This is a genomic window from Methylobacterium sp. Leaf89 (genome assembly GCF_001422215.1).
Taxonomy (GTDB): Bacteria; Pseudomonadota; Alphaproteobacteria; order Rhizobiales; family Beijerinckiaceae; genus Methylobacterium.
In genome coordinates, this window is record NZ_LMML01000030.1 from 241,182 (window position 1) to 265,271 (window position 24,090).

General features: G+C 68.0%; 22 protein-coding genes and 1 pseudogene. 12 read left to right on the plus strand and 11 right to left on the minus strand.

Annotated elements, in window-relative coordinates; genetic code table 11:
- Positions 1-47 precede the first annotated feature (47 nt).
- The 6 genes and pseudogenes from ASF18_RS21300 to ASF18_RS24005 all read left to right on the plus strand — a co-directional run bounded on the left by ASF18_RS21300 (position 48) and on the right by ASF18_RS24005 (position 7,118).
- Positions 48-443 (plus strand): FixH family protein, encoded by a 396-nt coding sequence (locus tag ASF18_RS21300; RefSeq protein ID WP_056355028.1) that lies wholly within the window; start codon positions 48-50, stop codon positions 441-443.
- Complete coding sequence (locus tag ASF18_RS21305; RefSeq protein ID WP_056355031.1) at positions 440-1,945, plus strand: efflux RND transporter periplasmic adaptor subunit; 1,506 nt, start codon at positions 440-442, stop codon at positions 1,943-1,945. The genes ASF18_RS21300 and ASF18_RS21305 overlap by 4 nt, the downstream gene beginning before the upstream one ends.
- Positions 1,942-5,109, plus strand: coding sequence for a CusA/CzcA family heavy metal efflux RND transporter (locus ASF18_RS21310; protein ID WP_056355035.1), 3,168 nt, complete (start codon positions 1,942-1,944; stop codon positions 5,107-5,109). Before ASF18_RS21305 ends, ASF18_RS21310 begins: the two co-directional genes overlap by 4 nt.
- A gap of 16 nt (positions 5,110-5,125) precedes the next feature.
- Complete coding sequence (locus tag ASF18_RS21315; protein WP_056355038.1) at positions 5,126-5,602, plus strand: DUF411 domain-containing protein; 477 nt, start codon at positions 5,126-5,128, stop codon at positions 5,600-5,602.
- Between the two features lie 79 nt (positions 5,603-5,681).
- Positions 5,682-6,452 (plus strand): annotated as a pseudogene (locus ASF18_RS21320) (cobalamin-binding protein); the annotation flags it as partial.
- A gap of 324 nt (positions 6,453-6,776) precedes the next feature.
- Entirely contained in the window at positions 6,777-7,118 is a 342-nt protein-coding gene (locus ASF18_RS24005; protein ID WP_056355041.1) for a hypothetical protein, read from the plus strand.
- Positions 7,119-7,184: 66 nt separating this feature from the next.
- On the opposite strand, the gene ASF18_RS23330 is transcribed toward ASF18_RS24005, so the two are convergent.
- A complete protein-coding gene (locus ASF18_RS23330; RefSeq protein WP_082487871.1) occupies positions 7,185-7,448 on the minus strand; it encodes a hypothetical protein in 264 nt (87 codons plus the stop codon).
- A 289-nt stretch (positions 7,449-7,737) separates the two neighbouring features.
- Between ASF18_RS23330 and ASF18_RS21335 the strand changes: the two genes are divergently transcribed.
- Both ASF18_RS21335 and ASF18_RS21340 read left to right on the plus strand, forming a co-directional pair.
- The gene (locus ASF18_RS21335; RefSeq protein WP_056355047.1) at positions 7,738-8,076 is read left to right on the plus strand and encodes a system killer suppression protein; all 339 of its coding nucleotides are present in this window, start codon (positions 7,738-7,740) and stop codon (positions 8,074-8,076) included.
- Between the two features lie 18 nt (positions 8,077-8,094).
- Positions 8,095-9,189 (plus strand): HigA family addiction module antitoxin, encoded by a 1,095-nt coding sequence (locus tag ASF18_RS21340; RefSeq protein WP_056355050.1) that lies wholly within the window; start codon positions 8,095-8,097, stop codon positions 9,187-9,189.
- A gap of 60 nt (positions 9,190-9,249) precedes the next feature.
- On the opposite strand, the gene ASF18_RS21345 is transcribed toward ASF18_RS21340, so the two are convergent.
- From ASF18_RS21345 to ASF18_RS21355, 3 genes are all read right to left on the minus strand, one after another.
- On the minus strand, positions 9,250-10,320 hold the full coding sequence (locus ASF18_RS21345; protein ID WP_056355301.1) for a murein L,D-transpeptidase family protein: 1,071 nt from the start codon (positions 10,318-10,320) through the stop codon (positions 9,250-9,252).
- Between the two features lie 88 nt (positions 10,321-10,408).
- The gene (lspA, locus tag ASF18_RS21350; RefSeq protein ID WP_177232401.1) at positions 10,409-10,927 is read right to left on the minus strand and encodes a signal peptidase II; all 519 of its coding nucleotides are present in this window, start codon (positions 10,925-10,927) and stop codon (positions 10,409-10,411) included.
- Positions 10,924-13,089, minus strand: coding sequence for a heavy metal translocating P-type ATPase (locus ASF18_RS21355; RefSeq protein WP_056355056.1), 2,166 nt, complete (start codon positions 13,087-13,089; stop codon positions 10,924-10,926). Before ASF18_RS21355 ends, lspA begins: the two co-directional genes overlap by 4 nt.
- A gap of 117 nt (positions 13,090-13,206) precedes the next feature.
- Between ASF18_RS21355 and ASF18_RS21360 the strand changes: the two genes are divergently transcribed.
- A complete protein-coding gene (locus tag ASF18_RS21360) occupies positions 13,207-13,608 on the plus strand; it encodes a helix-turn-helix domain-containing protein (protein ID WP_056355059.1) in 402 nt (133 codons plus the stop codon).
- Positions 13,609-13,973: 365 nt separating this feature from the next.
- Here ASF18_RS21360 and ASF18_RS21365 read toward each other — a convergent pair whose 3' ends face one another.
- From ASF18_RS21365 to ASF18_RS21390, 7 genes are all read right to left on the minus strand, one after another.
- Positions 13,974-14,315: a hypothetical protein gene (locus ASF18_RS21365; RefSeq protein WP_056355304.1), complete on the minus strand. Its 342-nt coding sequence runs from the start codon at positions 14,313-14,315 to the stop codon at positions 13,974-13,976.
- A 5-nt stretch (positions 14,316-14,320) separates the two neighbouring features.
- Entirely contained in the window at positions 14,321-15,031 is a 711-nt protein-coding gene (locus ASF18_RS21370) for a hypothetical protein (RefSeq protein ID WP_056355062.1), read from the minus strand.
- Positions 15,032-15,059: 28 nt separating this feature from the next.
- On the minus strand, positions 15,060-18,317 hold the full coding sequence (locus tag ASF18_RS21375) for a CusA/CzcA family heavy metal efflux RND transporter (RefSeq protein WP_056355065.1): 3,258 nt from the start codon (positions 18,315-18,317) through the stop codon (positions 15,060-15,062).
- Positions 18,318-18,331: 14 nt separating this feature from the next.
- Positions 18,332-19,756: an efflux RND transporter periplasmic adaptor subunit gene (locus tag ASF18_RS21380; RefSeq protein ID WP_056355068.1), complete on the minus strand. Its 1,425-nt coding sequence runs from the start codon at positions 19,754-19,756 to the stop codon at positions 18,332-18,334.
- A 135-nt stretch (positions 19,757-19,891) separates the two neighbouring features.
- Complete coding sequence (locus ASF18_RS23335) at positions 19,892-20,254, minus strand: hypothetical protein (protein ID WP_244472794.1); 363 nt, start codon at positions 20,252-20,254, stop codon at positions 19,892-19,894.
- A 65-nt stretch (positions 20,255-20,319) separates the two neighbouring features.
- Positions 20,320-20,553, minus strand: coding sequence for a hypothetical protein (locus ASF18_RS23340; RefSeq protein ID WP_082487856.1), 234 nt, complete (start codon positions 20,551-20,553; stop codon positions 20,320-20,322).
- Positions 20,554-20,654: 101 nt separating this feature from the next.
- Complete coding sequence (locus ASF18_RS21390; protein ID WP_056355073.1) at positions 20,655-20,903, minus strand: hypothetical protein; 249 nt, start codon at positions 20,901-20,903, stop codon at positions 20,655-20,657.
- A gap of 579 nt (positions 20,904-21,482) precedes the next feature.
- Between ASF18_RS21390 and ASF18_RS21395 the strand changes: the two genes are divergently transcribed.
- The 3 genes from ASF18_RS21395 to ASF18_RS21405 all read left to right on the plus strand — a co-directional run bounded on the left by ASF18_RS21395 (position 21,483) and on the right by ASF18_RS21405 (position 24,088).
- Complete coding sequence (locus ASF18_RS21395; RefSeq protein WP_056355076.1) at positions 21,483-21,692, plus strand: heavy-metal-associated domain-containing protein; 210 nt, start codon at positions 21,483-21,485, stop codon at positions 21,690-21,692.
- 92 nt (positions 21,693-21,784) lie between these two features.
- Positions 21,785-22,258, plus strand: coding sequence for a hypothetical protein (locus tag ASF18_RS21400; RefSeq protein WP_056355079.1), 474 nt, complete (start codon positions 21,785-21,787; stop codon positions 22,256-22,258).
- A gap of 90 nt (positions 22,259-22,348) precedes the next feature.
- Positions 22,349-24,088 (plus strand): HlyD family efflux transporter periplasmic adaptor subunit, encoded by a 1,740-nt coding sequence (locus ASF18_RS21405; RefSeq protein ID WP_056355308.1) that lies wholly within the window; start codon positions 22,349-22,351, stop codon positions 24,086-24,088.
- Positions 24,089-24,090: the final 2 nt, after the last annotated feature.

Sequence of the window (24,090 nt, forward strand, 5' to 3'; positions counted from 1 at the left end):
GCGCGCCTGAAGGCCCGGGTCCCATCGTTTTCAGGAGATCATCGACCGTGTCCAAGACATCGTTTTCGCGCGCCCTCACGGCTGCGCTGCTCGGCCTCGTCCTCACCGCCGCGGCCCGGGCCGACACCAAGGACTACGAATTCCAGCTGGTGAAGGACGAAGCCAAGCAGGGCGAGGCCATCCTCGACGTCCGCCTCGTCGACAAGCGCACGTCCAAGCCCGTGCCGAACGCCGTCATCTTCGCCAAGCGCATCGACATGGCGCCCGACAGCATGGAGGAGATGACCTCCAAGATCGAGCAACTGCCCTCGCCGGAGCCGGGCCTTTACCGGTTCAAGGCGAAGCTGACGATGGCCGGCGGCTGGCGCCTCTCGCTCGGGGCCAAGGTCCAAGGCGAGACCGGCACCGTCGAGAACAGGCTGGTGTTCAAGGCCACCAAGTGAGCCGGTCGGCTTGGGCGGCCGGGACCCTCTCCGCGCTCGCGGCGGGGGTTTTGGGGTATGGCGCGGGGCATGAGGGCAGCCCCGTGCCGGCGCTCGTCCAGCAGGCGCGGACCGGGTTCGCCCATTGGCTGCCGGGAACCCGGCAGCCCTCTTCGGTGCCCGCTCGGGTCCCGGCCAAGGCGACGGGACCGGTCGTCTACTACCAGGACCCGGACGGAAAGCCGGACTACGCCTCCGAGCCCAAGCGCACGGCGGACGGTCGAGACTATCGCGCCGTCCACGCGAGCGAGGAGGTGCGCTTCGACGAACCCGACGAGACGGAGGCAATGCCCGACGCCGGGCACGGCGACATGGCCATGGCTCAGGCCACGATGCCGGAGACGAGTGCCCGCAAGGTGCGCTTCTACCGCAACCCGATGGGTCTTCCGGACACCTCGCCGATTCCGAAGAAGGACTCGATGGGAATGGATTACCTCCCCGTCTACGAGGGCGAGGACACCGACGACGGCACCGTGAAAATCTCGCCCGGCAAGCTCCAGCGCACCGGGGTCCGGACGGCGGTCGTCGAGCGACGCGTCCTGTCGATGCCGGTGCGCGCACCTGGCGCCATCGAGGAGGACGAGCGCCGGATCTCGGTCATCGCGATGCGTACCGACGCCTTCATCGAGAAGGTCGAGGCCGTCACCACCGGCGACCACGTGCACAAGGGCCAGCCCCTCCTGCGCCTGTTCTCGCCGGAGATGAACGCGGCCGCCGCGCAGTACCTAACCGGCATCGGCTACGAGGGCGCCCGCCGGCGTCTTGAGAACCTCGGCATCCCGCCCGAGGTCATCGACGAGATCGAGCGATCCCGAAAAGTGCCCTCGACCATCACGTGGTCGGCGCCCCGCGACGGCGTCGTGGTCGAGCGCAACGTCTCGGACGGGATGCGCGCCAAGTCCGGCGACACCCTGTTCAAGCTCGTCGACCATTCCCGGGTCTGGGTCTTGGCCGACGTGACCGAACGCGACCTGGCGGCCGTGGCGGAGGGCCAGACGGCGACCGTGCGCGCCCGGACGTTTCCTGATCGCGTCTTCACCGGCGCGGTGACCCGGATCTACCCGCACCTCGCCATGGGGACCCGGACCGCCCGCCTGCGCATCGAGTTGCCCAACCCGAACGGCGACCTGCGCCCGGGCATGTTCGCCGACGTCGCCATCGCCACGGGCAGTGACAAGCCGGTGGTCGCGGTGCCCGATGACGCCGTCATCGATACCGGCATCAGGCAGGTCGTCCTGCTAGACAAGGGAGAGGGTCGCTTCGAACCGCGACCGGTCAGGCTCGGCGTCCGCGGCGACGGCTACGTCGAGATCCGCGCCGGCATCGCCGCGGGCGACCGCGTGGTGACCTCGGCCAACTTCCTCATCGACGCCGAGAGCAACCTGAAGGCGGCCCTCCAAGGTCTTTCCGAGCCGAAGCCCGATCCCGGGCCGCAAGCCGCCGCCGAGGGGAAGGCGCCATGATCGCCCGCCTGATCGCCTGGTCGGCGCGGAATCTGGTGCTAGTCCTGATCGGGACCATCTTCGCGGTCGGAGCCGGGCTCTACGCCCTGAAGACCCTGCCGCTCGACGCGATCCCGGACCTCTCGGACGTGCAGACCATCGTCTACACTGAGTACCCGGGCCAAGCTCCCCAGGTCGTGGAAGACCAAATCACGTACGTCCTCTCGACTGCCATGCTGACGGTGCCGCGATCCAAGGTCGTTCGCGGGTTCTCGTTCTTCGGGGTCTCGTTCGTCTATGTCATCTTCGAGGACGGCACCGACCCGTACTGGGCTCGCAGCCGAGTGCTCGAATATCTCAACACCGTGGCCAAGCGCCTGCCGGCGGGAGTAACCCCGACCCTGGGCCCCGACGCCACCGGCGTCGGCTGGGTCTACCAGTACGTCGTGGTGGCTAAGGAACGGACGCTGGCCGAGCTCCGCTCGCTCCAGGACTGGGTCGTGCGCTTCGGGGCGTCGCGTGCCGAGGGCGTGGCGGAGGTCGCGGGCGTCGGCGGCTTCGTGAAACAGTACAACGTCGTGGTCGATCCCAACCGGCTCCGTGCGCAGGGCATCACCCTGTCCAAGCTCCGGGACGCGATCCGGTCGAGCAATGCCGACGTCGGCGGCCGCACCGTCGAGCTCTCCGAGTTCGAGTTCGTCGTCCGTGGCCGCGGGTATCTCAAGAGCGTCGCCGACATCGAGAGCATCGTCCTGAAGACCGAGGCGGGCACCCCGCTGCGGGTGAAGGAGGTGGCTCGGGTCGAGCTCGGTCCCGACGAGCGCCGCGGCATCACCGAGATGAACGGCGACGGCGAGGTCGCCGGCGGGATCGTCCTGCAGCGGTTCGGGGCGAACGCCCTGAACGTCATCGAGAACGTGAAGGTGCGCCTTTCCGAAGTCGCCGCCAGCCTGCCCAAGGGCACGGAGATCCTGCCGGTCTACGACCGCTCGCACCTGATCGAGGCGGCCATCGAGACCCTCAAGGGTACCCTGATCGAGGAGAGCGTCATCGTCGCCCTCGTCTGCGTCGTGTTCCTGCTCCACGTCCGCAGCGCGCTGGTCGCGATCCTGATGCTGCCGGTCGGCATCCTGATGGCGTTCGCGGGCATGAAGGCCCTCGGGCTCGGGGCCAACATCATGAGCCTCGGCGGCATCGCCATTGCGGTGGGCGCAATGATCGACGCCGCCATCGTCATGATCGAGAACGCCCACAAGCACTTGGAGCGGGCTGACCCCGGAAAGTCCCGGGTCGAGATCCTCATCGAGGCAGCGAGCGAGGTCGGCCCCTCGCTGTTCTTCTCGCTTCTCATCATCACCGTGAGCTTCCTGCCGATCTTCACCCTGGAGAGCCAGGAGGGGCGCCTCTTCGGGCCGTTGGCCTTCACCAAGACATTCGCCATGGCGGCGGCGGCGGTGCTGTCACTGACCCTCGTCCCGGCGCTGATGGTCCTGTTCGTCCGCGGCCGGATCATCCCAGAGCACCGCAACCCGGTGAACAGGCTCCTCATCTGGGTCTATCGGCCCCTTATCGCCGGCGTGCTCCGGGCGCGCGTGTTGACGGTCCTGCTGGCCATGGTCGTCCTGGCGGCGACGGCATGGCCGGCGAGCCGGCTCGGCTCGGAGTTCATGCCCGACCTCGACGAGGGCACGCTGATGTACATGCCGACGACCCTGCCGGGCATCTCGGTGACTAAGGCGGGGGACCTGCTGGCGACCCAGGACAGGATCATCAAGTCCTTCCCCGAGGTGGCATCGGTCTACGGCAAGGCCGGTCGCGCCAACACCGCGACCGATCCGGCGCCGAGCGAGATGTTCGAGACCATCGTCAACCTGAAGCCGAAGGCGGAGTGGCGCCCCGGGGTCACGACGGCGAGCCTGAAGGCCGAGATGGACGCTGCACTCCAGTTTCCCGGGGTCTCGAACGCTTGGACCCAACCGATCCGCGCGCGGATCGACATGCTCTCGACCGGCATCCGCACCCCTGTCGGGATCAAGGTGATGGGGACCGACCTCACCGAGATGGAGAAGGTCGCCCGCCAGGTCGAGGCGGTGGTGAAGGCGGTGCCGGGCACGTCGAGCGCCTATGCCGAGCGCGTCCAGGGCGGCTACTTCCTCGACATCACCCCCGACCGCGAGGTGCTGGGTCGGTACGGGCTGACGGTCGGGGACGTGCAGGACGTCATCGCCATGGCGCTCGGCGGCGAGAGTGTCACCAACACGGTCGAGGGCCGCGAGCGCTACACCGTCAACGTGCGCTACCCACGCGCCTTTCGCTCCGACCCACGATCCATCGGCTCCGAGGTCCAGGTGCCCATCGCAGGCGGGGGTACGGTGCCGCTCGGCGAGGTGGCCAAGGTGCAGTTGAACCGTGGTCCGACCCAGATCCGGACGGAGAACGGCCGGCTCGCGGTCTTCATCTACGTCGACGTCGCCGGTCGCGATCTCGGGGGCTACGTCGCCGAAGCCAGGGCGGCGGTGACCAACGAGGTCAGTCTGCCGCAGGGCACACTCGTGCAGTGGAGCGGGCAGGTCGAGTACCTCGACCGGGCGACGGCCCGGCTGAAGGTCGTGGTCCCGCTGACGCTGCTGATCGTGTTTCTGCTCCTTTACCTGAACTTCCGGCGGCTCACCGAGACGTTCATCGTCATGCTGTCGCTGCCCTTCGCTCTCGTCGGCGGGGTCTGGCTGATGTGGTGGATGGGCTTCAATGTGTCGGTGGCGGTGGCCGTCGGCTTCATCGCGCTCGCCGGCGTCGCGGCCGAGACCGGCGTGATCATGCTGGTCTACCTCGATCATGCGTTGATCGAGGCGCGGGCTGAATGCGGTCGCGCTGGCAGGGCCTTCACCCGCGAGGGCCTGCGGCGGGCGATCATGGTGGGCGCGGTCGAGCGGGTGCGTCCGAAGATGATGACGGTTGTCGCCATCATGGCCGGGCTACTGCCCATCCTGTGGAGCACCGGCTCTGGCTCCGAGGTTATGCAGCGGATCGCGGTTCCCATGATCGGCGGCATGGTCTCGTCGACCATGCTGACCCTGGTCGTCATCCCGGCGGTCTACGGTCTCGTGAAGGGATGGAGCCTGCCCGAACCCGAGATGCCGACCGAATCCGTTGAAGTCGCCGAATTGCCCTTAGCGGCAGAGTGAGAACGGGAGACCGACCATGAACGAGACGATCATGACGACCCGGCGTGCCGCGATCCTGGGACTAGCGGCTTTGGTCGTCCCCGGGCACCGCGCTCTGGCACAGGACCTGCCGACCCTGTCCGTGACCAAGGACCCAACCTGCGGCTGCTGCGAGAGGTGGGTCGCCCACCTGCGGGAAAGCGGTTTCCCGGTGACCGTCACCGAAGGAGCGGTGAACCCGCTTAAGGTCCGCCTCGGGGTGCCGCGTGACCTTTCAGCCTGCCATACCGCCCAGGTTGGCGGCTACGTCGTGGAGGGGCATGTCCCGGCCGGGGCGATCAAGCGGCTGCTGGCCGAGAAGCCCAAGGGCACCGGACTGGCTGTCCCTGGCATGCCGACGGGTTCCCCCGGGATGGAGGTCGAAGGCATGGAGCCGGACACCTACGACGTCGTCCTATTCGGGCCGACCGGGCGGAGCACCTTTGCGCGCTATCGAGGCGGCGCAATTATCTGAGACGAAGCCGTGACCTCCGGGAGGGGAGGGTAAGCGTGAGGCCAGGGCGCGCCCGATGCACCTCATGCTATGGAGGCCCATGCGCCGCTTCCCGCCCGAACGCATCGTCTGCCTGACCGAGGAAACAGTCGAGACCCTGTATTTGCTCGGGGAGCAGGACCGCATCGTCGGCGTCTCCGGCTATGCGGTCCGTCCTCCACAGGTCCGCCGCGAGAAGCCGCGGGTCTCCGCTTTCACCAGTGCGGACATTCCGAAGATCTTGGCACTCGCGCCCGACTTGGTGCTGACCTTTTCGGATCTTCAAGCCGGTATCGTCTCAGACCTCATACGGGCAGGCATTGCCGTGCATGCGTTCAATCATCGGGACGTCGCCGGTATCCTTGCCATGATCCGCACCGTCGGCGCCTTGGTCGATGCCCGAGACAAGGCGGAGGCGCTGGCGCTCGGCTACGAGAACCGGCTCGCGCGGGTGGCTGCCCAGGCCCGGGGACAGGCGCGATTGCGCGTGTACTTCGAGGAATGGGACGAGCCCCTCATTTCGGGCATCGGGTGGGTTTCTGACCTGATAGACATCGCTGGCGGCAACGATGTCTTCCCGAACCTCGCCCGGCAGCCGGCCGCTAAGGACCGTATCGTGGCGCCGGAGGCGGTGCTGGAAGCCGCTCCCGAGGTCATCCTGGCATCTTGGTGCGGGAAGAAGGTTGTGCCCTCGCGCATCGCCGGGCGGTCGGGCTGGTCGGCCATCCCCGCCGTCGTGAACGGACGCATCGTGGAGATCAAGTCGCCCCTGATCCTGCAGCCCGGTCCTGCAGCACTGACGGACGGCCTCGACGCCATCCTGCAGGCATTGGGTCATCCGCTCCTGGATGACGACCCTTATCCGCTGTCTCCGGCCTTGGGTATCGCCGCCGCGCCGTGGCGCCTCACCGAGAGGCACCGCACGCAGCTTCTCAAGGTCCCGGATGAGGGATGGATCGAGGGCACTCGCCTCGACGCACGCTCGCTGGAGGTCCTCGTCCGGCGCGGATGGATCCGACGCGCGCACGCCGACCCCCTCGGGCGGGCGCGCCGCGACGGATACCAGCGGACGGAGGCGGCTAGGCTCGCGCTGGGCATTACGACCGCGCCACCCTAAAGGGTGGGCGCCCCTCATGCGTGGCGCGCGATCCTAGAAATGGTGGTGATGCCGCCGATGATGATGATGGTGGTGGCCCCAGCCATGGTGGTGATGTGGCCGGAAGTGATGATGGTGTCCCCAGCCGTGATGGTGACCTCTGCCGTAGTAGCCCCCGCCGTGGTGATGGTGATGCCGGCGATGGTGATGGTGATGCTGAACGTGACGCATCAGGCCAGGGCCATCCTGCATCGCGATGACCCCGCTCGGTGTCACCGGAGCGGCGGAAGCGGCGGTGCCGAACGTCAGGACGGCGAGGATCGACAGAGCGATCAAGGAAAAGGTGCGCGTCATGGGCTTTCCTCCTCAATGAGGAACGAACGCCCGGCGAGGTCTCCTTAATCCCGCCCCCGGTCCTGAGCCAACGGTAATGGCGACGGAAAGGGGCCCCGAAGGGCCCCTGGACGATCACATGCGGTGGTGGCGATGGCCGTGACCGTGGCGCATCATGTGGCCACGGCGATGGTGGTGATGGCGCATGCCGTGCCCACGATGGTGGTGATGGCGCATGCCATGGCCGCGGTGGCCGTGGCTGTCGTGCATGCGAACATCGACGATGCTGGTCGGGGCATCGACGGCGCCGACCATACCGGGAGCGGCGGAGGCAGGTGCGGCGATGCCGATGGCACCGAGCGCGGCCAGGGCGGCGACGGCGAACAGGGACTTCCTCATGGGAGCTTCCTCGTTGGTTGTTGCTGGATCGTCTTGGCCCCGGGCCGGACCGGCGAACGGCCCATCGGGAGCGACGAGGAACGGCTTCGCTTCGAGGAGGGTTCCGCGGATGCGCAGTCTCCCGATGGTCATGGATAAGGAAGGCTTGTCCCTGACTTACCGCGATGTCGGCGTTGTTCGTCCGCGAGGCGGATCCCGGGTTCGAACGGAGTGGCCATGCGTCTGCGACCGTGTTACCTATTGGGTAACGTAGTGCGGAGCATTACCTTGCGGGTAACGGATTGGTGCGATGCAGATCCGTTTCCGGTCTAGGCGCCTGGGGAAGGCGCTGTCGGACCCGAAGGAGATGGCGAAGGCCTACGGGGACAGGGCGAAACCGATACGGAAGCGGCTGGACGTGTTGGGGCAGGCGGCCTGCCTCTCGGACGTTCCGACGGAGCCACCCGTCCGCCGGCATCAACTCGGCGGTAACCGGGACGGCCAACTCTCGGTCACGATCAAGGACAACTGGCGTATCGTCTTCGTGCCCGACCACGACCCGGTGCCCTGCCTGCCTGACGGCGGGCTCGACACGGGTCAGGTCACGGCGGTCGAGATCATCGAAATCGTCGACTACCATGGCAACTGAACGGCGGAGACCAAGGGGATGACGACGCAGGAAGCCTGGACGCCGCAATGGGCGACCCATCCCGGCGAACACCTCGAAGAGTACATCCAGGAGCGCGGCTGGTCCCAGGCCGAGTTCGCCCGCATCGCCGACATGACGCCCAAGCTAGTCAGCACGATCATCAACGGCTCCAACCCGGTCACGCCCGAGACCGCACTGAAGCTGGAGCACGTGCTCGGCCTCAAGGCCTACATCTGGACCGGCCTCCAGGCGAACTGGGACCTGTTCCAGGCTCGGCAGCGGGAGCAGGAGGCGGCCGTGCGGGAGGCCGAATGGCTCAAGGGGTTCCCTATCAGGGAACTGAAGGCCTGTGGTCGCCTTCCCCAGACCAACGACCCCGGCAGGATCATGGACGGTCTGCTGGGCCTCCTCGGGATCGGGGGACCGCACGCCTACGAGGCGAAGCTCGGTTCCCTGGCCGTGCACCACCGCAAGGCGAGGACCGGCACCACCTCGCCCCACCACATGCTGTGCTGGCTGATGCTGGGCGAGGAGAAGGCGCGCCGGCTCAGCCTGCCGGCCTACGATCCGGGGCGGTTCAAGCAGGGATGCGCAGAGATCCGTTCGCTGACCGTGGAAATGCCTGAGACCTTCGAGCCGCGCATGCTCGAAATCTGCCATGCGTCCGGCGTCGCCCTAGTGTTCCAGAAGCCCCTAAGCAAGACCTGCGTCTTCGGATCGGCGCGGTGGCTGAACGACGACCGTCCCATGATCCAGATGTCGCTGCGCATGAAGAGCAACGACCATTTCTGGTGGACCTTCTTCCACGAGGCGGCGCACATCAGCCTGCATCGCGGAATGAATTTCGTCGACGACAAGAACGGCGAGGACAACGACGTCGAGGCCGAGGCGGATGCCTGGGCCGAGGAGATGCTGGTCGGGCGCGAGCGGATCGATGCCTTCGCCACCACATGCCCACGGACGAAGCAGGAGGTCGTGACCTTCGCCGACGAGGTCGGGCTTCATCCGGGCATCGTGGTCGGCATGCTGCAACACCGACGCGTCCTCGCATTCAGCCACCTGAACGACCTGAAGGCACGTTTGGGATGGGCGGACGAGGTCGCCGCCGCCTGAGTGCGCGGGGCATCGGTCAGGCCGCCTCGGTCATGGGGGCGCTGATGGCCGACAGGCCCATCACCTCCGCCCGTCCCCCGCCGCGGCGAAGGTCTCAAGCAGGCGCCGACGCTCAGCCACGAGAATGCTAGTCCCCGGCGGCTTGGGCGCTGCCGTGCTCCGTACCGGCTCCCGCCTTCCGACGAGCGCGACCGGCCCCTGCGCTGGCATGTCCACCTCTCGCGGGCCTGATGCCAGGGCTTCGGGTCGGCTTACCTCGCCTAGTCCGTTGCCGGCAGCCATCATGGTCTCGCGGAACGCCCGGTGCTGACCGCCGTCCTCGTACACCAGCCGGACCGCCGACGTTCCGCTCGCCACGAGGGCGGCGACCTGCCGCTCGTCGTCCGCCTGCTTCCGGGCGACCGCGTCGGCGGCGGGGGCGTCAACGCCCGCATCGAACGCGTAGCGTCCGCCCGCCACGTCGACGGCCGGTTCCGCCCCCGTGACCTCGAACCGGTCCGACCCTTCCTTGAGGTTCCTCCAGAAGGCCATGTTCGGGTCCTGCCGGTGCCGGGCGAGGTTCTCCGGGGTCATGCGGAACGGGTAGGACTGGAACTGGACGGCTCGCTGCCCGCCCGCGAACGCCTCGCGGACGACGGCGTAAAGCTCCGAGATCGCCTCGTCCGTCATCGCGAAGCAGCCCTGGGACGAGCACGAGCCATGGACCATCAGGTGCGTCCCCGTGCGCCCCAGGGAGCGGTCGTACGCGTTCGGGTAGCCGAGGTTGAACGACAGGTAGAGGCTGGAATTCGCGTTCATGGACTCCGGCGTGATCGCGTAGAAGCCCTCGGGGGCCTGTCGGTCGCCCTCCCGGGTCTTGGGCCCGAGCTGACCCGACCACCGGCACATCGGATACGTCTTCAGCAAGGCGTACCTGCCGTCCGCTCCGCGCTTCCAAAGCTCGATCTCGGACTCCTTCTTGTAGGCCCGCATCAGGATCGGGTCGGCGGAAGACACACCCTTGGTGGACATCAAGGCCAGGGTCTCAGGCGGGATGGGCGCGAGGTGGCGGGTCGAGCCAGCGTACCGTCCGTCCTGGCAGGCGGACAGCGCCGACAGGAGAGCCAACCCGAGCGTGATCTTCTTCAGCATGTCGGCCTCGACGGTATCTGTGTCCGAGCCTGGGCCCGGGAGGGGCATGACGGGTTGCCGTGGCCACGGTTCGGCGGGATCGGGGCTATCATGAGGTCAATTCCCCGGCATCGGGATGCCGCCGGCGCGTTCGGAAGCCGTCGATGAGCAGCAGGACGACGCCCAGGGAGATCCAGGCATCCGCCAGGTTGAAGGTGAACCAGCGCATGCCGCCCATGTGCAGGTCGAGGTAGTCGGTCACGGTCCCATCCATGAACCGGTCGATGAGATTGCCCGCGGCGCCGCCTGCCATCGAGGCGAGCCCGAGGCGTTCGAGCCCGCTTCCCGCTGCCACGGCACAGCCGGCGATGAGGCAGGTAAGCGTGCCCTGGATGCCAAGAAGAAGGGTCAGGGAAGACGGATCGCGTGCCGGGAACAGGCTGAAGCTGATGCCGTGGTTGAACGACAGGCTCAGGTCGACGAAGGGCAGGAAGCCCTGGACCCCACCCTCGGCCAGCCAACTCTCGGCCGCCGCCTTCGCGGCGAGGTCGATGGCCGCGGCGGCCACCAGGATGGCGCCCACCGTCGCGACCCGGCGGGCCAGTCCCTCGGATGGGGTGGTCATCATGCCCTCAGAAGGCGGAGCGCGTTGGCCGTCACCAGGACGGTCGCACCGGTATCCGCCAGGATGGCCGGCCACAGCCCGGTGATGCCGGCGAGCGTGGTCACGAGGAACACCGCCTTCAGTCCGAGTGAGATGGCCACGTTCTGATGGATGTTGCCGAGCGTGGCCCGGGACAGCGCCACGAGGGCGGCGACGTCGGACACCCGGTCGTTGAGAACGGCGGCATCGGCAGTCTCCAGCGCGGCATCGGTACCGCCGCCCATGGCTATGCCGACGTTGGCTGCGGCAAGCGCGGGGGCGTCGTTGATGCCGTCGCCGACCATTGCCACAATCCCCAATTCCTTCAGGGCATTAACCTCGGCGAGCTTGTCCGCAGGTAGAAGATCGGCCCGGGCGGTGAGCCCGAGGCCCCTTGCGATGGCCTCGCCGGTACGGCGGTTGTCGCCCGTCAGCATCACGCACTCGACGCCGAGCCTGCGCAAGGACGCGATGGCGGCGGTCGCATCCTGTCTGGGCTCGTCCCGGACCGCTATGGCGCCGAGGGCCTCGCCGTCCCGGACCACGATGACCGCGGTCTTGCCTGCTTCCTCCAGCGCCGCCACGGTCCGCTCGGCCTCGTCTCCGAGGGGGGCCAGCGTCGCCGCGTGGCGGGGGGAAGCCACCACGACGAGCCGTCCTGCTACGGTGGCCTGGACGGCCTTACCGGGCACCGCCCTGGCGTCACGCACCGGCCGTAACGGGATGCCGTCCACCCCCGCGCGTTCGATAAGAGCTCGGGCGATGGGGTGGCTTGACCCCGCCTCCACCGCCGCTGCCAGCCCGAGAAGGGCCCGGTCCGTCATGCCCGTGGCGAACGGCAACACGTCCGTGACGAGCGGCCGACCGACCGTGAGCGTCCCGGTCTTGTCGAAGGCGACGGTTCGAACCCGCCCGATGGTCTCAAGGGCGGCGCCACCCTTCACCAGAAGTCCGCGACGAGCCCCGGCGGCCAGCCCGGAGGCGATGGCGGCGGGAGTCGAGAGGACGAGTGCGCAGGGGCAGGCGATGAGGAGCAGAGCCAATCCACGATAGATCCAGGTGCTCCAGTCGGCACCGAGCAGGAGGGGCGGCCCAAGCGCGGCCAGCGCGGCGAAGGCGAACGCCACCGGGGTGTAGACGGCGCTGAAGCGGTCGATGAAGCGCGCGGTCGGCGACTTCGACGCCTGCGCCTCCTCCACCATATGCAGGATGCGGGCGACGGTGTTGTCGGAGGGCATCCGGGTCACCCTGACCTGCAGGGCGCCGTCCGCGTTCACGCTGCCAGCGTAGACCGCGTCCCCGATTTCCTTTGGCCGGGGGACGGATTCCCCCGTGATGGGGGACTCGTCGAGGCTCGACGACCCGTCCGTGATCTCACCGTCGGCGGGCACGCGGTCGCCGGGGCGGACCAGCACGGTCTGCCCGATCCGAAGGGCGGCAGCCGGCACCTCGCGCACGATACCGTCCTCCTCGATCAGGCGCGCCGTCTTCGGCACGAGGCCTACGAGCGCCTTGATGCCGGCCCGGGATCGGCCTGCCGCGAAGCCTTCGAGCATCTCGCCGACCGTAAACAGCAGGACCACGACCGCGGCTTCCTCGGCGGCATGGATGGCGAGCGCGCCGACCGTCGCAACCGACATCAGCATCTCGATGGAGAAGGGCGAGCCATTGCGCGCCGCAGCGATGGCCCGGCGTCCGTAGAAGGCAAGCCCAAGGAGCGCCCCGGGCCAGTAGGCGTACTCGCCGACCAGCGCAGGCTGGGCTTGATCCAGTAGGAAGCCCACGGCGAACAAGGCTGCGATGGCAATGGCTAGGAGCCCCTTGCGGCTGCGCCAGGCGGGGGGCTCCGCCTTCTCGTCCTCGACCGAAAGGATATCGGTCCCGGACGAATGGGCATGGGCGAGGTCGGCTGCCGTGGGCAGGGAGGCGACGCCGTAGCCGAGGCCGGCGATCCGCTCCTCAAGCGCAGCCCGGGGCGTCGCGCCCTCATCAAGCACGAGGTCGAGGACCTGGGCCGTGTAGTTCACGCGCACGTCGCCGACGCCGGGGAGGCGGGTCACCGCCGTCTCGATCTTGGCCGCGCAACTCGGGCAATCCATGCCCTTCACGCGGTAGCGCAGTGCGGCGGCTGCGGGGATCTTCCCCATGGTTCCTGTCCCCGGCATGGCATGCTCCGTCGGCCCGGGCGTCGCGCCGGGCGGTGGGACCCCCTATGTGCACCCTGTAGCAACTACAGGGTCAAGACCGTGGCGAACGCATCCTCCATGACCATCGGCGACTTGGCGGCGGCGACGAACACCCGTGTCGAGACGGTCCGGTGGTACGAGAAGGTGAAGCTCCTGCCGAAACCCGCGCGGTCGGCGGGCAACTATCGCCTGTACGGCCCGGAGCACCTGCGTCGTCTGAGCTTCATACGGCGTGGCCGGGACCTCGGCTTCACCGTGGACCAGATCCGCGAGCTTCTGGCTTTGGCCGACGAACGCGGCCGGTCCTGCGCCGAAGTCGACACGATCGCGCGTGCGCACTTGGCGGAGGTCGAGCGGAAACTCTCGGACCTCACCAGGCTCGCCCGTGAGCTGAGCGACGTCATCGGTCAGTGCAAATGCGGCTCGGTCGCAGACTGCCGCATCATCGAGGCCTTGTCGCCTCACGGCGACCTGGCCTGAGCGGGGGACCGACCAAATCGGGGCACCGGCGGATGGAGACGGCCGAGCCGGCGTCAGCCCGATGGGGGTGATCGCCCATCGGTCCAGCGGCGCTCACGTCATGGAGCCAAGGAGATAGAGCAGGATCCAAACGCCAGGAACGAGGAGCAGCACCCAGGCGAAGGAGCGTAAAGCCGCCTTGCGAACGTGCGGCCGCACCCGCCGCCGACGCCGTGGATTGCCTCGCCCCCAAACATTCTCATTTCGCGCAGCCTTCTTGCCGGCCATTGGGCATTCCTAAGTCCGGGGACCTACCTGGCACTTCGAGGGCGGCCGTACCGCCCCGCCCCCTGTTGTCTCCCCACCGTGTCGATTCCGGAGCCTTGCTAGAGGGTCTGTTGCGTCCTCAGGTGCCGGTAAAGGGCATGCACGGCGTCCATGTAGTCGAGGGAGGGACTTTTCCGGCAAAACGCCCGGAGGAAGTTCGCCTGCGCGCTCAGTGGCATCGAGGCCGGCGCCAAGTCGAGGCCCTCGTCGATGCCTTCGGGTGCCCGTATCAGCGCCCCGCTCATGAACCCCTGGGCCCAGGCGAGGTAATCCCGCTCCCTCTCCGGCGCTTCCCCGATGTCATGGATGAAGCGCGCGCAGGTGGATGCGCCGATGCCCACGATCTTCGTGGCCGGCGCCTGCGCCAGGATCACGAAGACGCCCGAAAGCACAGCCGGCATCGCCATCATCGTCCGTTACCATCGGGATCGAGGAGCCTGGAAGCGTGCACGCCGGCCGGATGGCCGGTCATGGCCTCGTGGGTGGCCGAGCATCCCGCGTAGCGCCCGCCCTGGGAAACCATCAAGAGGCGCCGGTCCCCCGAAGCCGATGTCCGGACCGCCAGGAAAGTCCGAGCCGCAGGCCATGCGACGGTTCCCGGAGCGTCACCCTCCCGCGGCGTTCCATGGCGTTGAACGCCTTCCTGGAGGATGGCGGCGTAACGGGCCGGGAGTTCCACGTCGGAGAAGGGGCGGCTGAGCCAGATGACTTGCTGCAGGCCCTCGTCCTTGCAGACCTCCAGGACGACCCGGTCGGTGTCCCGTCCGGCCGAGGGGGGACGGTCATGGAAGTAGATCAGGGCGGTGATGTTGCCTTCCCGGTCCACCATCGAGGGTTTTGGTACCTCCGTCAGCGGCCCCCACGAGAGCCCGAACGGCGCTTCTTCCGGCTTGGCCGGCTCGGGGGTATCCATCGCCATGGTGCCCGGCTGTCCGACCTGGCAAGGACCGGCGTGCCCTAGGGAATAGCCGCAGGGTTCGGGCACGGAGACCGTCGGGGACGGCATGAAGCCGCTTCGCAAGGGAAAACGGCCGGGGATCACGCAGCTTTGGTCGCTCGCCGCGGAGGTTCCGCCCATTCCAAGGAAGCAGGCGAGGAGCAGCGCGGCGACGTTCATGGCAGGGCTCCGTCCGGTGGGGGCTGCCTCACTCCGCCGCGACCTCGACCTGGTGCCTCGCTTGGCCGGCACCAACCGGCCGGGCGCCCCCCGACGGCAGGACCGCTCCGGCAAAGCGTGCGTACAGGGCCGGCAGGACGACCAACGTCAGCAGGGTCGCGCTGATGAGGCCTCCGATCACCACGGTGGCGAGCGGCCGTTGGACCTCGGCCCCCGTCTCGGTCGCCAACGCCATCGGTACGAACCCGAGGGACGCCACCAAGGCGGTCATCGCCACCGGTCGGAGCCGGGTCATCGCGCCTTCGAGGATCGCCTCGCGCCGGGGCTTCCCCTCCGCGATGAGCTGCTTGATGTACGTCAGCATCACCAAGCCGTTGAGGACCGCCACCCCCGACAGGGCGATGAAACCCACCGCCGCGGGCACGGAGAACGGCATTCCCCGCAGCCACAGGGCGGCGATGCCGCCGGTGAGCGCCAGCGGCACCGCGCTGAACACGAGTAAGGCGTCCTTGGCCGAGTTCAGGGCCGAGAACAGAAGCAGGAAGATCAGGAAGAAGCAGACCGGCACGACCACCATCAGTCGCTGGCGGGCCGAGGCCAGGTTCTCGAATTGTCCGCCCCAGGTCACGTAGTAGCCGGCCGGAAGCTGCACCCCGGACGCGACCTTGGCCTGCGCCTCGGCGACGAGCGAGCCGATGTCGCGGCCCCGGACGTTGGCGGTGACCACGACGCGGCGCCGACCATTTTCCCGCGAGATCTGGTTCGGGCCCTCGGTGACAGAGAAGCTCGCCACCTGCTTCAGGAGCACGGAGGAGGCCCGCCCATTGGCGCCCGGGGGCAACGGAACAGGGATGTTCTCCAGGGCCTCGCGGTCCTCGCGAACCTTGTCGTTCAGCCGCACGACGATGGGGAAGCGGCGATCCCCCTCGAACACCATGCCGGCCTCGCGGCCGCCGATGGCCGCCCCGATGACGTCTTGGATTGCGGACGTGCTCAGGCCGAGGCGCGCGGCCTCGGTCTTGTTGATCTTGATCTCCAGGAACGGCAGGCCGGCCGTCTGCTCGACCTTGACGTCGTCGGCCCCCTCCGTCCCGCGCAGGATCGCGGCGACTTGGTTGGCGGTCTTGAGCATCGGCTCGAACTCCTCACCGAACACCTTTACGGCAAGGTCGCCGCGGGTGCCGGCCAGGAGCTCGTTGAAGCGAAGCTGGATGGGCTGGGAGAACTCGTAGACATTGCCGGCAAGCGACCCCAGGGCCTTCTCGATCTGCTCCTGCAAGTCCGCCTTGGACAGGTCGGGGTCGGGCCATTCCTCCTGCGGTTTCAGAATGACGAAGGTGTCGGACGAGCTCGGTGGCATGGGGTCCGAGGCGACCTCGGCGGTGCCGGTCTTCGAGAAGACGTAGGCGACCTGGGGGAACCGACTAACGGCCTGCTCGACCTTCAGCTGCATCGCCTGCGACTGGGTGAGCGAGGTCGACGGGATGCGCTGGGCGTTCAGCGCGATGCTCTTCTCGTCGAGCTGCGGGATGAACTCCTGCCCGAGCTTGGTGAACAGGAACCCGGCCCCGACGAGCAGCACCAGGGCAACCGCGACGAAAGTCATCGGGACCCGCAGGGCGGCACCGAGGACCGGACGGTAGGCGGCTTTGATCCCGCGGATGAGGACGTTGTCCTTCTCCGTCACCTTGCCGGTGATGACGATGGCGATCATCGCCGGCACGAAGGTCAGCGACAGGACGAAGGCCGAGAGAAGGGCGATGATGACGGTGAGTGCCATCGGCTCGAACATCTTGCCCTCGACACCAGTGAAGGTGAGGAGCGGCACGTAGACGAGGATGATGATAGCTTGCCCGTAGAGGGAGGGCTTGATCATCTCCTCGGCCGAGGCCCTCACCGTGACGAGGCGCTCCTCCAGTTCGAGCTTGCGCCCGAGCTCCCCCTGCCGCTCCGCCAGGTGGCGCAGGGCGTTCTCGGTGATGATGACGGCCCCGTCGACGATTAAGCCGAAGTCGAGGGCGCCGAGGCTCATCAGGTTGGCGCTGATGCGGCCCTGGACCATGCCGGTCATGGTCATCAGCATCGCCACCGGGATGACGAGGGCAGCGACGATGGCCGCGCGGATGTTGCCCAGCAACAGGAACAGGATGACGACGACGAGGGCCGCGCCCTCGGCTAGGTTCTTCGCGACGGTCCTGATGGTGGCCTCGACGAGGACCGTACGGTTGAGCACGGTCTGGACCTGGATGCCGGGCGGTAGCGTGCGCCGGACCTCGGTCATGCGAGCGTCGACGCCGGCCGCCACGGTCCGGCTGTTCTCGCCGATGAGCATCAGGGCGGTGCCGATCACCACCTCGCGCCCGTCCTCGCTGCCGGAGCCGGTGCGCAGGTCGCGCCCGATCCGAACCTCTGCGATGTCGGAGATGCGGACCGGCACGCCGCCGCGCGTCGTCACTACGACGGAGCCGATGTCCTCCATGGTCTCAAGGCGGCCGGCGGCGCGCACTACGTAGCCCTCGCCGTTGTCCTCAAGGTAACGTGCGCCTTGGTTGGCGTTGTTGGCCTCCAGCGCCCGGGCGATGTCGGCGAAGGACAGGTCGAGGGCGGTGAGCTTCATCGGGTCGGGCTGGACGTGGTACTGCTTGTCGAAGCCGCCGATGCTGTCGACGCCGGCGACCCCCGGCACGGTCTTCACCTGGGGGCGGATGATCCAGTCCTGAACGGTGCGCAGGTAGGCCGTGCGCTCCAGCTCGGTCGTGAGCCGCTGGCCCTCGGGGGTCAGGTAGCTTCCGTCCGACTGCCACCCGCCCTTGCCGTCCGGGGAGACCTTGCGCTCCTCGGGCTTGGCGTAGTGGATGGACCACATGTAGATCTCGCCCAGGCCGGTCGAGATCGGGCCCATGTGGGGCTCTGCCCCGGGCGGCAGGGTCGACTTCGCCTCGTTGATGCGCTCCGCCACCTGCTGCCGGGCGAAGTAGATGTCTAACTTCTCGGAAAAGACCGCGGTGACCTGGGAGAACCCGTTCCGCGAGAGCGAGCGGGTGTATTCCAGGCCCTTGATCCCGGCGAGGGCGGTCTCGACCGGATAGGTCACCTGCTTCTCGATATCGACCGGCGAGAGCGACGGCGCCGTGGTGTTAATCTGCACCTGGTTGTTGGTGATGTCGGGCACCGCGTCGATGGGGAGCTTGGTCAGCGAGAAGACGCCGAAGCCGGCGGCGAGAAGCGACAGGAGCACCACGAGCCAGCGCTGGTGGACCGAGAAGTCGAGGATCTTCGAGATCATGTCCGCGCCCGCCTTCAGTGGTCGTGGTCGGCTTCGGCCTTGCCGAGCTCGGCCTTCAGGACGAAGGAGTTGGCCACCGCGACCTCGTCGCCTGGGTTCAGACCCGAAAGGATCTCGTAGGCCTGGTCGTCGGCCTTGCCGATGGTCACGTCCCTTCTCTCGAACCCCGCCGGGGTCCGCACGAACACCACCTTCTCGCCGCCGATGGTCTGGATTGCGGATTTCGGCAGTCGGACCTTGACGGGATCCTGGGCGATCTCGACTTCCGTCGTCACGAAGGTCCCCGGCCGCCAGGCCATGTCCTTGTTGGGCAAAGAGACGATGACACGGGCCGAGCGCGTCTCCGGGTTGAGGATCGGGCTCACGAAGACGACCTTGCCCTCTGCGCGAGGGCGGTCGTCCCCCGCGACGATGGCCACCCGGGCGCCCTCTCGCACCTTCGCCAGCTCGGTTGTCGGGACCGAGAGCTCGATCCACACGGAGGACAGGTCGGCCACGGTGTAGACGTCCGCGGGGTCGCCCTCGCTGCCGACCTTCGTGCCGACGTCGACCTTTCGCTCGACGACCCGTCCGGCGAGGGGGGACCTGAGCTCGTATCGTCGAAGGGTCGACAGGTTCGGGGTTGTCTCGTCCTTCTTGGCCGAGACTGCGACCTCGGCCGCGTTCAGCCCCAGGGCCGAAAGCTTCTGGCGGGCGAGGTCGACGCGAAGGGTCGCTTCCGAATAGGCCGCCTTCGCGTTGAGAAAGGCCGATTCCGCCGAGATTCGCTTGTCCCAGAGCGCTTGCTGGCGGTCGAAGTTGGTCTTCTCCAGGTCCGCCTTGACGGTCGCCGTCAGGAACTCGCTCTTGGCCTCTGCAACCTCGCGGCTATCGAGGACCGCTACGACCTCGCCCTTGGCTACGTCCTCGCCGAGACGCTTGCGCATTTCCGCCACCGTCCCGGCAACCCGGGCGGGCACGCGGGCGATCCGGTCGGCATCCTGGACGATGGAACCGGGAACGAGGAGATGGCGCGAGAGTATGCCGGCGTCGACGCGAGCCAGCTTGATGTCCTGCTCCGCGGCCTGTTCGGCCGTCATCTTGATCTTGCCCTCGCCCTCCTCGCCGTGCGCCTCGCCCTCGGCATGCGCGTGGCCGGGGGCCTTCGGCTTGGGCTTGGCCTCGTTATCCGAATGCCGATGTGCGGCCTCTCCATGCGCCGGCTCGCCCGCCGAATCCGGGCGCTCGTTGGAAGCATGCTCGTGATCCGGCTCGCCGTGTCCCTCGTCGCCCTTCCCGGACGCCGGCCTCGATACGGCGGCGTTCGTCGGTGGAGGCTTCGGGGCCGTTGAAAGACCGGCGGTCGCGAGGGCGCCCTGCACGATTTCGGACACACGCGGGAAGGCACCGCCGATGGCGATGCCTATGGCCAGGAAGGCCACGGACAGAAGTGCACGCATGGAAGGAGGCCGTTTGCCTGGAACACGAAGGCCCGTTCTCTGGGCTTCGGTGCTCCGTACTGTTCACGCTCTGTGGGGGCCGATCATCCGCTGGGATGGTCGGAGGACGCGCGCCACGGACGTGACGACGCCATCTCAGGCGCGGGGAGGCCTCGGAAGGCGGTCCGGCGAGACCGAAACCATAGTCGCGTCCACGAGGGCGTAGGTCGGCCGCTTGGTCATGGCGCTCAGCGCCAAAGCCGGTCCCTCGGGATTGATGGCTTGGTGGCATCCGCAGTTTGCGTGACAGGTCAGGCAGCCATCAGCATGGCTTGCCGGAGCCGCGTCGGAATAAGCCGACATCGACACTTCGGCACCGGCGAAGCGATGGACCTCTGCGGAATGGATGGTTCCGGGAGCGACAAGCGCCAGGGCGAGCACGAGCGAGAGCGCGCGGACGGCGATCGCCCACCAACCGCGCATTGCCTCGTAGGCCCTAATTGGGGATCCCGCGCTCATGGCTGCCTTATGAACGATTCCGGGCCACTCGTACATGCCGGATGGCCCCCGACGGGAGGCAAGCCTCAATAGTCGTGATGGTGATGATGGTGGTGGCGACGCTCGTAGTAGACCGGCCGCTCCTCGTAGTGGCGGCGATGACGATGCACGACGATGTCGTCGTGGTCGCCGTGATGGTAGCGGTCGACATGGACGTCGCGACCGCGCCTCTCGAAGTCGCCCCCGTAATACTGCGCCGATGCGGCGGCAGGGACGAGGATCAGGGTCGCGGCGAGAAGGGCTGGGATGCGGACTCGCATGGCTCTTTCCTCAAGGATTGATGCCGTGAGCATGGGTCCGGCGACTTGAACGGGGTCTGAAACCCGCGTTCATCTTGCCGGACCTGGGAGCGGCGAACCGCTCAGTGGCGCTCGATGACCGTGGTTCGGCGCTCGCTGCCATGGTTGTCATCGTGATGGTCGTCGTGGTGGTGATGCTCGCGGACGACCTCATGGTGGTCGTCATGGTGACGGTCGCCGTGGCGCTCGCCATGACTGTCGCCATGGACGCCGACGCCGCCCGGGCCGACGTCGATGTGCTGGGCGAGGGCCCCGACCGGCGCCAGGGCCAGGGTCGTGGCGGCGGCGTAAGCGAGAAGGTTGCGCTTCATCGTGGTGCTCCTAGAAACATTGTATGGCCAGCAACGCATTTCGTTCGGAAACCGATCCGAGATTATTTTGGTGTTTCAGACGTATCGCTTAGCCAAAGATGAGAAGCGCACGAGATAATCGCGTGTATTGTTCGGGGTTCAGCGGACGCGAAGGCGCCTCGTTGGTCCTTTCGCTGGCGAGGTCTAGGATCGTCATTGGTCCGGACTGGTCGACGTGCGCCGGATACGCACGCCTCGGCACGGCGAAAAGGGGCGGTCGTCAGCCGGAGATGGCTATTGGCCCCGAAGGACGAGCTTCCACGCATGGTCGGGGCTTACAGGCATGGACGGATCGGAGCATGCCGGGTCGTCAAGGTCATATCGGTTCATGGCCTGCACGTGGACGGAAATTGACGCCCATGGTCAGCCCCTTACGTTGAGAGCAAGGGATAGGCCGGGCGGGGGCCTGCACCAAGCTTGAGATCACGCCAAGACAAGCCGCTCCGAGGTATCCGTCTGCCGCCGGACAAGAAGCTCTTGACCTTCCCATCATGGGAAGCCCCATATCGCCGTGACGTCACTTCTAAGAGGAGAACCGTCATGATCCGGCTCAAGGTCACTCGAATGAACTGCGGCGGCTGCGCCAAGTCCGTTACGCGCGCGGTCCTGGGCGTCGATCCGAATGCCACCGTCGACATCGACCTGGGCGAAGGCATCGTCTCCATCGCGTCGTCCTCGGATGCGGCGCGGTTCACCGACGCGGTCAGTTCCGCGGGCTATGGCGTCGAACCGCTGACCGCCGCGGCTTGACCGACCGGCAAGCGGAAACAATATCGGCGCTCGGCCATTTGTGTCCCGGGGCGAGTATTCCTCGGCCCATCGAAACGGTGTAAGCAATCCCGATGAGACCCGACCGGCAACTCGTGCGCCTGATGGCGGCGATGATCGTGATGATCATCGCCTACGTCGCGCCGTCTGCCGTCCAGGCTCACGAAGGCCATCATCACGGTGGCCATGACCATGCCGCCATGACGCGGGCGCCCAAGGCGTCCGTCGCGCCGCTGGCGGCCCCCGCACCGCGCGACGTCGGTCGGTCGGCGGCTGCCGTCGATGCAACGCCCGTGCTGCTCAAGGCCGCGGTTCCCGCCCGGGTCGCCGTCCTCCAGTCCGAGGACGCGGGTCGGGGTTGCTGCCCCGGTCCCTGCAAGGGCGCATGCTGCGGGACGATGTCCTGCTGCGTTCCTGGCATCCTCTCGGCTCCGATGACAATGCCGACGCTCGCCTTCGGGCATGTCGTTCTGGTCACGCACGACATCGACGGCCGCTCCGGCCTCGGCCCCGAGGCCCTGCCCAGGCCCCCACGAACCCTCGCGTAACGAACGGCGCGCCAAGGGCGCGCAACGGTCGGATTCCGTCCGCAAGCCGCGGATGTGCGTCCGGTGTTCGAACGCGAGGATGCCTCTTCCATGTCTTTTCGTATTGCCGCCGCCCTTGGCGCGGCGTGGCTGGCCGTCGCTTCGCTGGCGGGTCCCGCACGTGCCCATGAGGGGCACGACCACGGCGCACCGCCCCCGCCCGTCTCGAAGTCCATCGCCCCGCGCGGCGAGGCCGCGTCGGACGCGTTCGAGCTGACCGCCATCCCACGGGACGGGAAGGTCACGTTCTACCTCGACCGCTTCCGGACCAACGAACCCGTCCGCGGCGCAGTCCTGGAGGTGGAGACGCCCGAGGGGCAGAGGACCGCCACCGAGACCGCCGAGGCGGCCTACGTGCTTCCCGCGCCCTGGCTCGCGCAGGCGGGATCGCACGACCTCCTGGTGACCGTCACCGCCGGGGAGGCGGTCGACGTCCTCACCGTCCCGCTGTCCATCCCGCAGACCCAGGCGCCCGTCGCCGCCCCGGCCGCAGCGCCGGGCGGCACCGCCATGGCCAAGGCGTCCGCCGCCGTCGCCGACCTGAAGGCCCGCCTCGCGGCCAAGGACCCCGTCCTGATGCTGACCGCGGCGGCCGCCTTCCTCCTCGGCATGCTGCTTACCGTGCTCATGCGGGGCCGGCGCAGCCTTCCCGCCGTGGCCGTCATGGCGGTCTTCGTGACCCTGGCGCTCGGGACCGTGGCCTTCGCCCATGGCGACGAGGACCACGGCACCCCGTCCAAGGGCGACCCGGTTCAAGGCGCGGCCCTGCTCGACCCCGCGCAGCCGTCGTCCGACCTTGCCCAGCGCCTGCCTGACGGCTCCGTGTTCGTGCCCAAGCCGACCCAGCGCCTCCTGGTCCTGCGCACCACCATGACGGAGCAGGCGACGTTCCACCGGACGGTCGAACTGCCGGGACGCGTGATCCCGGACCCGAACGCCAGCGGCGTCGTGCAATCCTCGGTCGGCGGCCGGCTCTCGCCGCCGTCCTCAGGCCTGTTCCCGCGCCTCGGGACGACGGTGAGGAAGGGCGACGTGCTGGCCTACGTGACGCCCCCGGTCCAGGCCATCGACGTCTCGGACATGCGCCAGCGCCAGGGCGAGCTCGACCAGCAGATCGACGTCGTCGAGCGCCGCGTGGAGCGCTATCGCAAGCTCGCGACCACCGGCGCCGTCGCCCAGACACAGCTCGACGACGCCCTCTCCGAGCTGAAGGGCCTGCAGGACCGCCGCACGGCCCTCGACAAGGCACGACAGCAGCCGGAAGCCCTGGTCGCGCCCGTCGACGGCGTTATCGCGCAGGCCTCCGCGGTGGCGGGCCAGATGGCGGCGGCCGGCGCCATGGTGTTCCAGATCGTCGACCCGACCCGTCTCTGGGTCGAGGCCCTGAGCTTCGACGCCCTCACGCCGGCTGGGAACGCCACGGCCCGCTTCGCCGACGGGCGCACCCTATCCCTCGTCTACCAGGGCGCCGGCCTCGCCGACCGCAACCAGGCCATCCCGGTCCAGTTCGCGATCAAGGGCAACACCGCCGGCCTGCGGGTCGGGCAGTTCCTCACGGTGCTCGCCGGCACGGACGCCGAGCAGTCCGGCCTCGCCCTGCCGCGTGCGGCGGTGGTCCGCTCCGGCAACGGGCAGGCCATCGTCTACGAGCACGTCGCCGCCGAGCGCTTCGAGGCCCGCCAGGTCCGGGTCGAGCCCCTCGACGGGACCAACGTGCTCGTCGCCGAGGGGGTAGGCGCGGGCAAGCGCGTCGTCACCGAGGGCGCCGAGCTCCTCGATCAGGTCCGCTGAGG

Bases quoted from the DNA above. Each gene is read 5' to 3' on its own strand.
- ASF18_RS21405 (WP_056355308.1), top strand. From the start codon at position 22,349: ATGTCTTTTCGTATTGCCGCCGCCCTTGGCGCGGCGTGGCTGGCCGTC.
- ASF18_RS21380 (WP_056355068.1), bottom strand. From the start codon at position 19,756: ATGCGTGCACTTCTGTCCGTGGCCTTCCTGGCCATAGGCATCGCCATC.
- ASF18_RS21345 (WP_056355301.1), bottom strand. From the start codon at position 10,320: ATGCTGAAGAAGATCACGCTCGGGTTGGCTCTCCTGTCGGCGCTGTCC.
- ASF18_RS21375 (WP_056355065.1), bottom strand. From the start codon at position 18,317: ATGATCTCGAAGATCCTCGACTTCTCGGTCCACCAGCGCTGGCTCGTG.
- ASF18_RS21400 (WP_056355079.1), top strand. From the start codon at position 21,785: ATGAGACCCGACCGGCAACTCGTGCGCCTGATGGCGGCGATGATCGTG.
- ASF18_RS24005 (WP_056355041.1), top strand. From the start codon at position 6,777: ATGGTGGTGATGCCGCCGATGATGATGATGGTGGTGGCCCCAGCCATG.
- ASF18_RS21315 (WP_056355038.1), top strand. From the start codon at position 5,126: ATGAACGAGACGATCATGACGACCCGGCGTGCCGCGATCCTGGGACTA.
- ASF18_RS23340 (WP_082487856.1), bottom strand. From the start codon at position 20,553: ATGCGAGTCCGCATCCCAGCCCTTCTCGCCGCGACCCTGATCCTCGTC.
- ASF18_RS21340 (WP_056355050.1), top strand. From the start codon at position 8,095: ATGACGACGCAGGAAGCCTGGACGCCGCAATGGGCGACCCATCCCGGC.
- ASF18_RS21365 (WP_056355304.1), bottom strand. From the start codon at position 14,315: ATGCCGGCTGTGCTTTCGGGCGTCTTCGTGATCCTGGCGCAGGCGCCG.
- ASF18_RS23335 (WP_244472794.1), bottom strand. From the start codon at position 20,254: ATGAGCGCGGGATCCCCAATTAGGGCCTACGAGGCAATGCGCGGTTGG.
- ASF18_RS21395 (WP_056355076.1), top strand. From the start codon at position 21,483: ATGATCCGGCTCAAGGTCACTCGAATGAACTGCGGCGGCTGCGCCAAG.
- lspA (WP_177232401.1), bottom strand. From the start codon at position 10,927: ATGATGACCACCCCATCCGAGGGACTGGCCCGCCGGGTCGCGACGGTG.
- ASF18_RS21360 (WP_056355059.1), top strand. From the start codon at position 13,207: ATGACCATCGGCGACTTGGCGGCGGCGACGAACACCCGTGTCGAGACG.
- ASF18_RS21370 (WP_056355062.1), bottom strand. From the start codon at position 15,031: ATGAACGTCGCCGCGCTGCTCCTCGCCTGCTTCCTTGGAATGGGCGGA.
- ASF18_RS21335 (WP_056355047.1), top strand. From the start codon at position 7,738: ATGCAGATCCGTTTCCGGTCTAGGCGCCTGGGGAAGGCGCTGTCGGAC.
- ASF18_RS21355 (WP_056355056.1), bottom strand. From the start codon at position 13,089: ATGGGGAAGATCCCCGCAGCCGCCGCACTGCGCTACCGCGTGAAGGGC.
- ASF18_RS23330 (WP_082487871.1), bottom strand. From the start codon at position 7,448: ATGAGGAAGTCCCTGTTCGCCGTCGCCGCCCTGGCCGCGCTCGGTGCC.
- ASF18_RS21390 (WP_056355073.1), bottom strand. From the start codon at position 20,903: ATGAAGCGCAACCTTCTCGCTTACGCCGCCGCCACGACCCTGGCCCTG.
- ASF18_RS21310 (WP_056355035.1), top strand. From the start codon at position 1,942: ATGATCGCCCGCCTGATCGCCTGGTCGGCGCGGAATCTGGTGCTAGTC.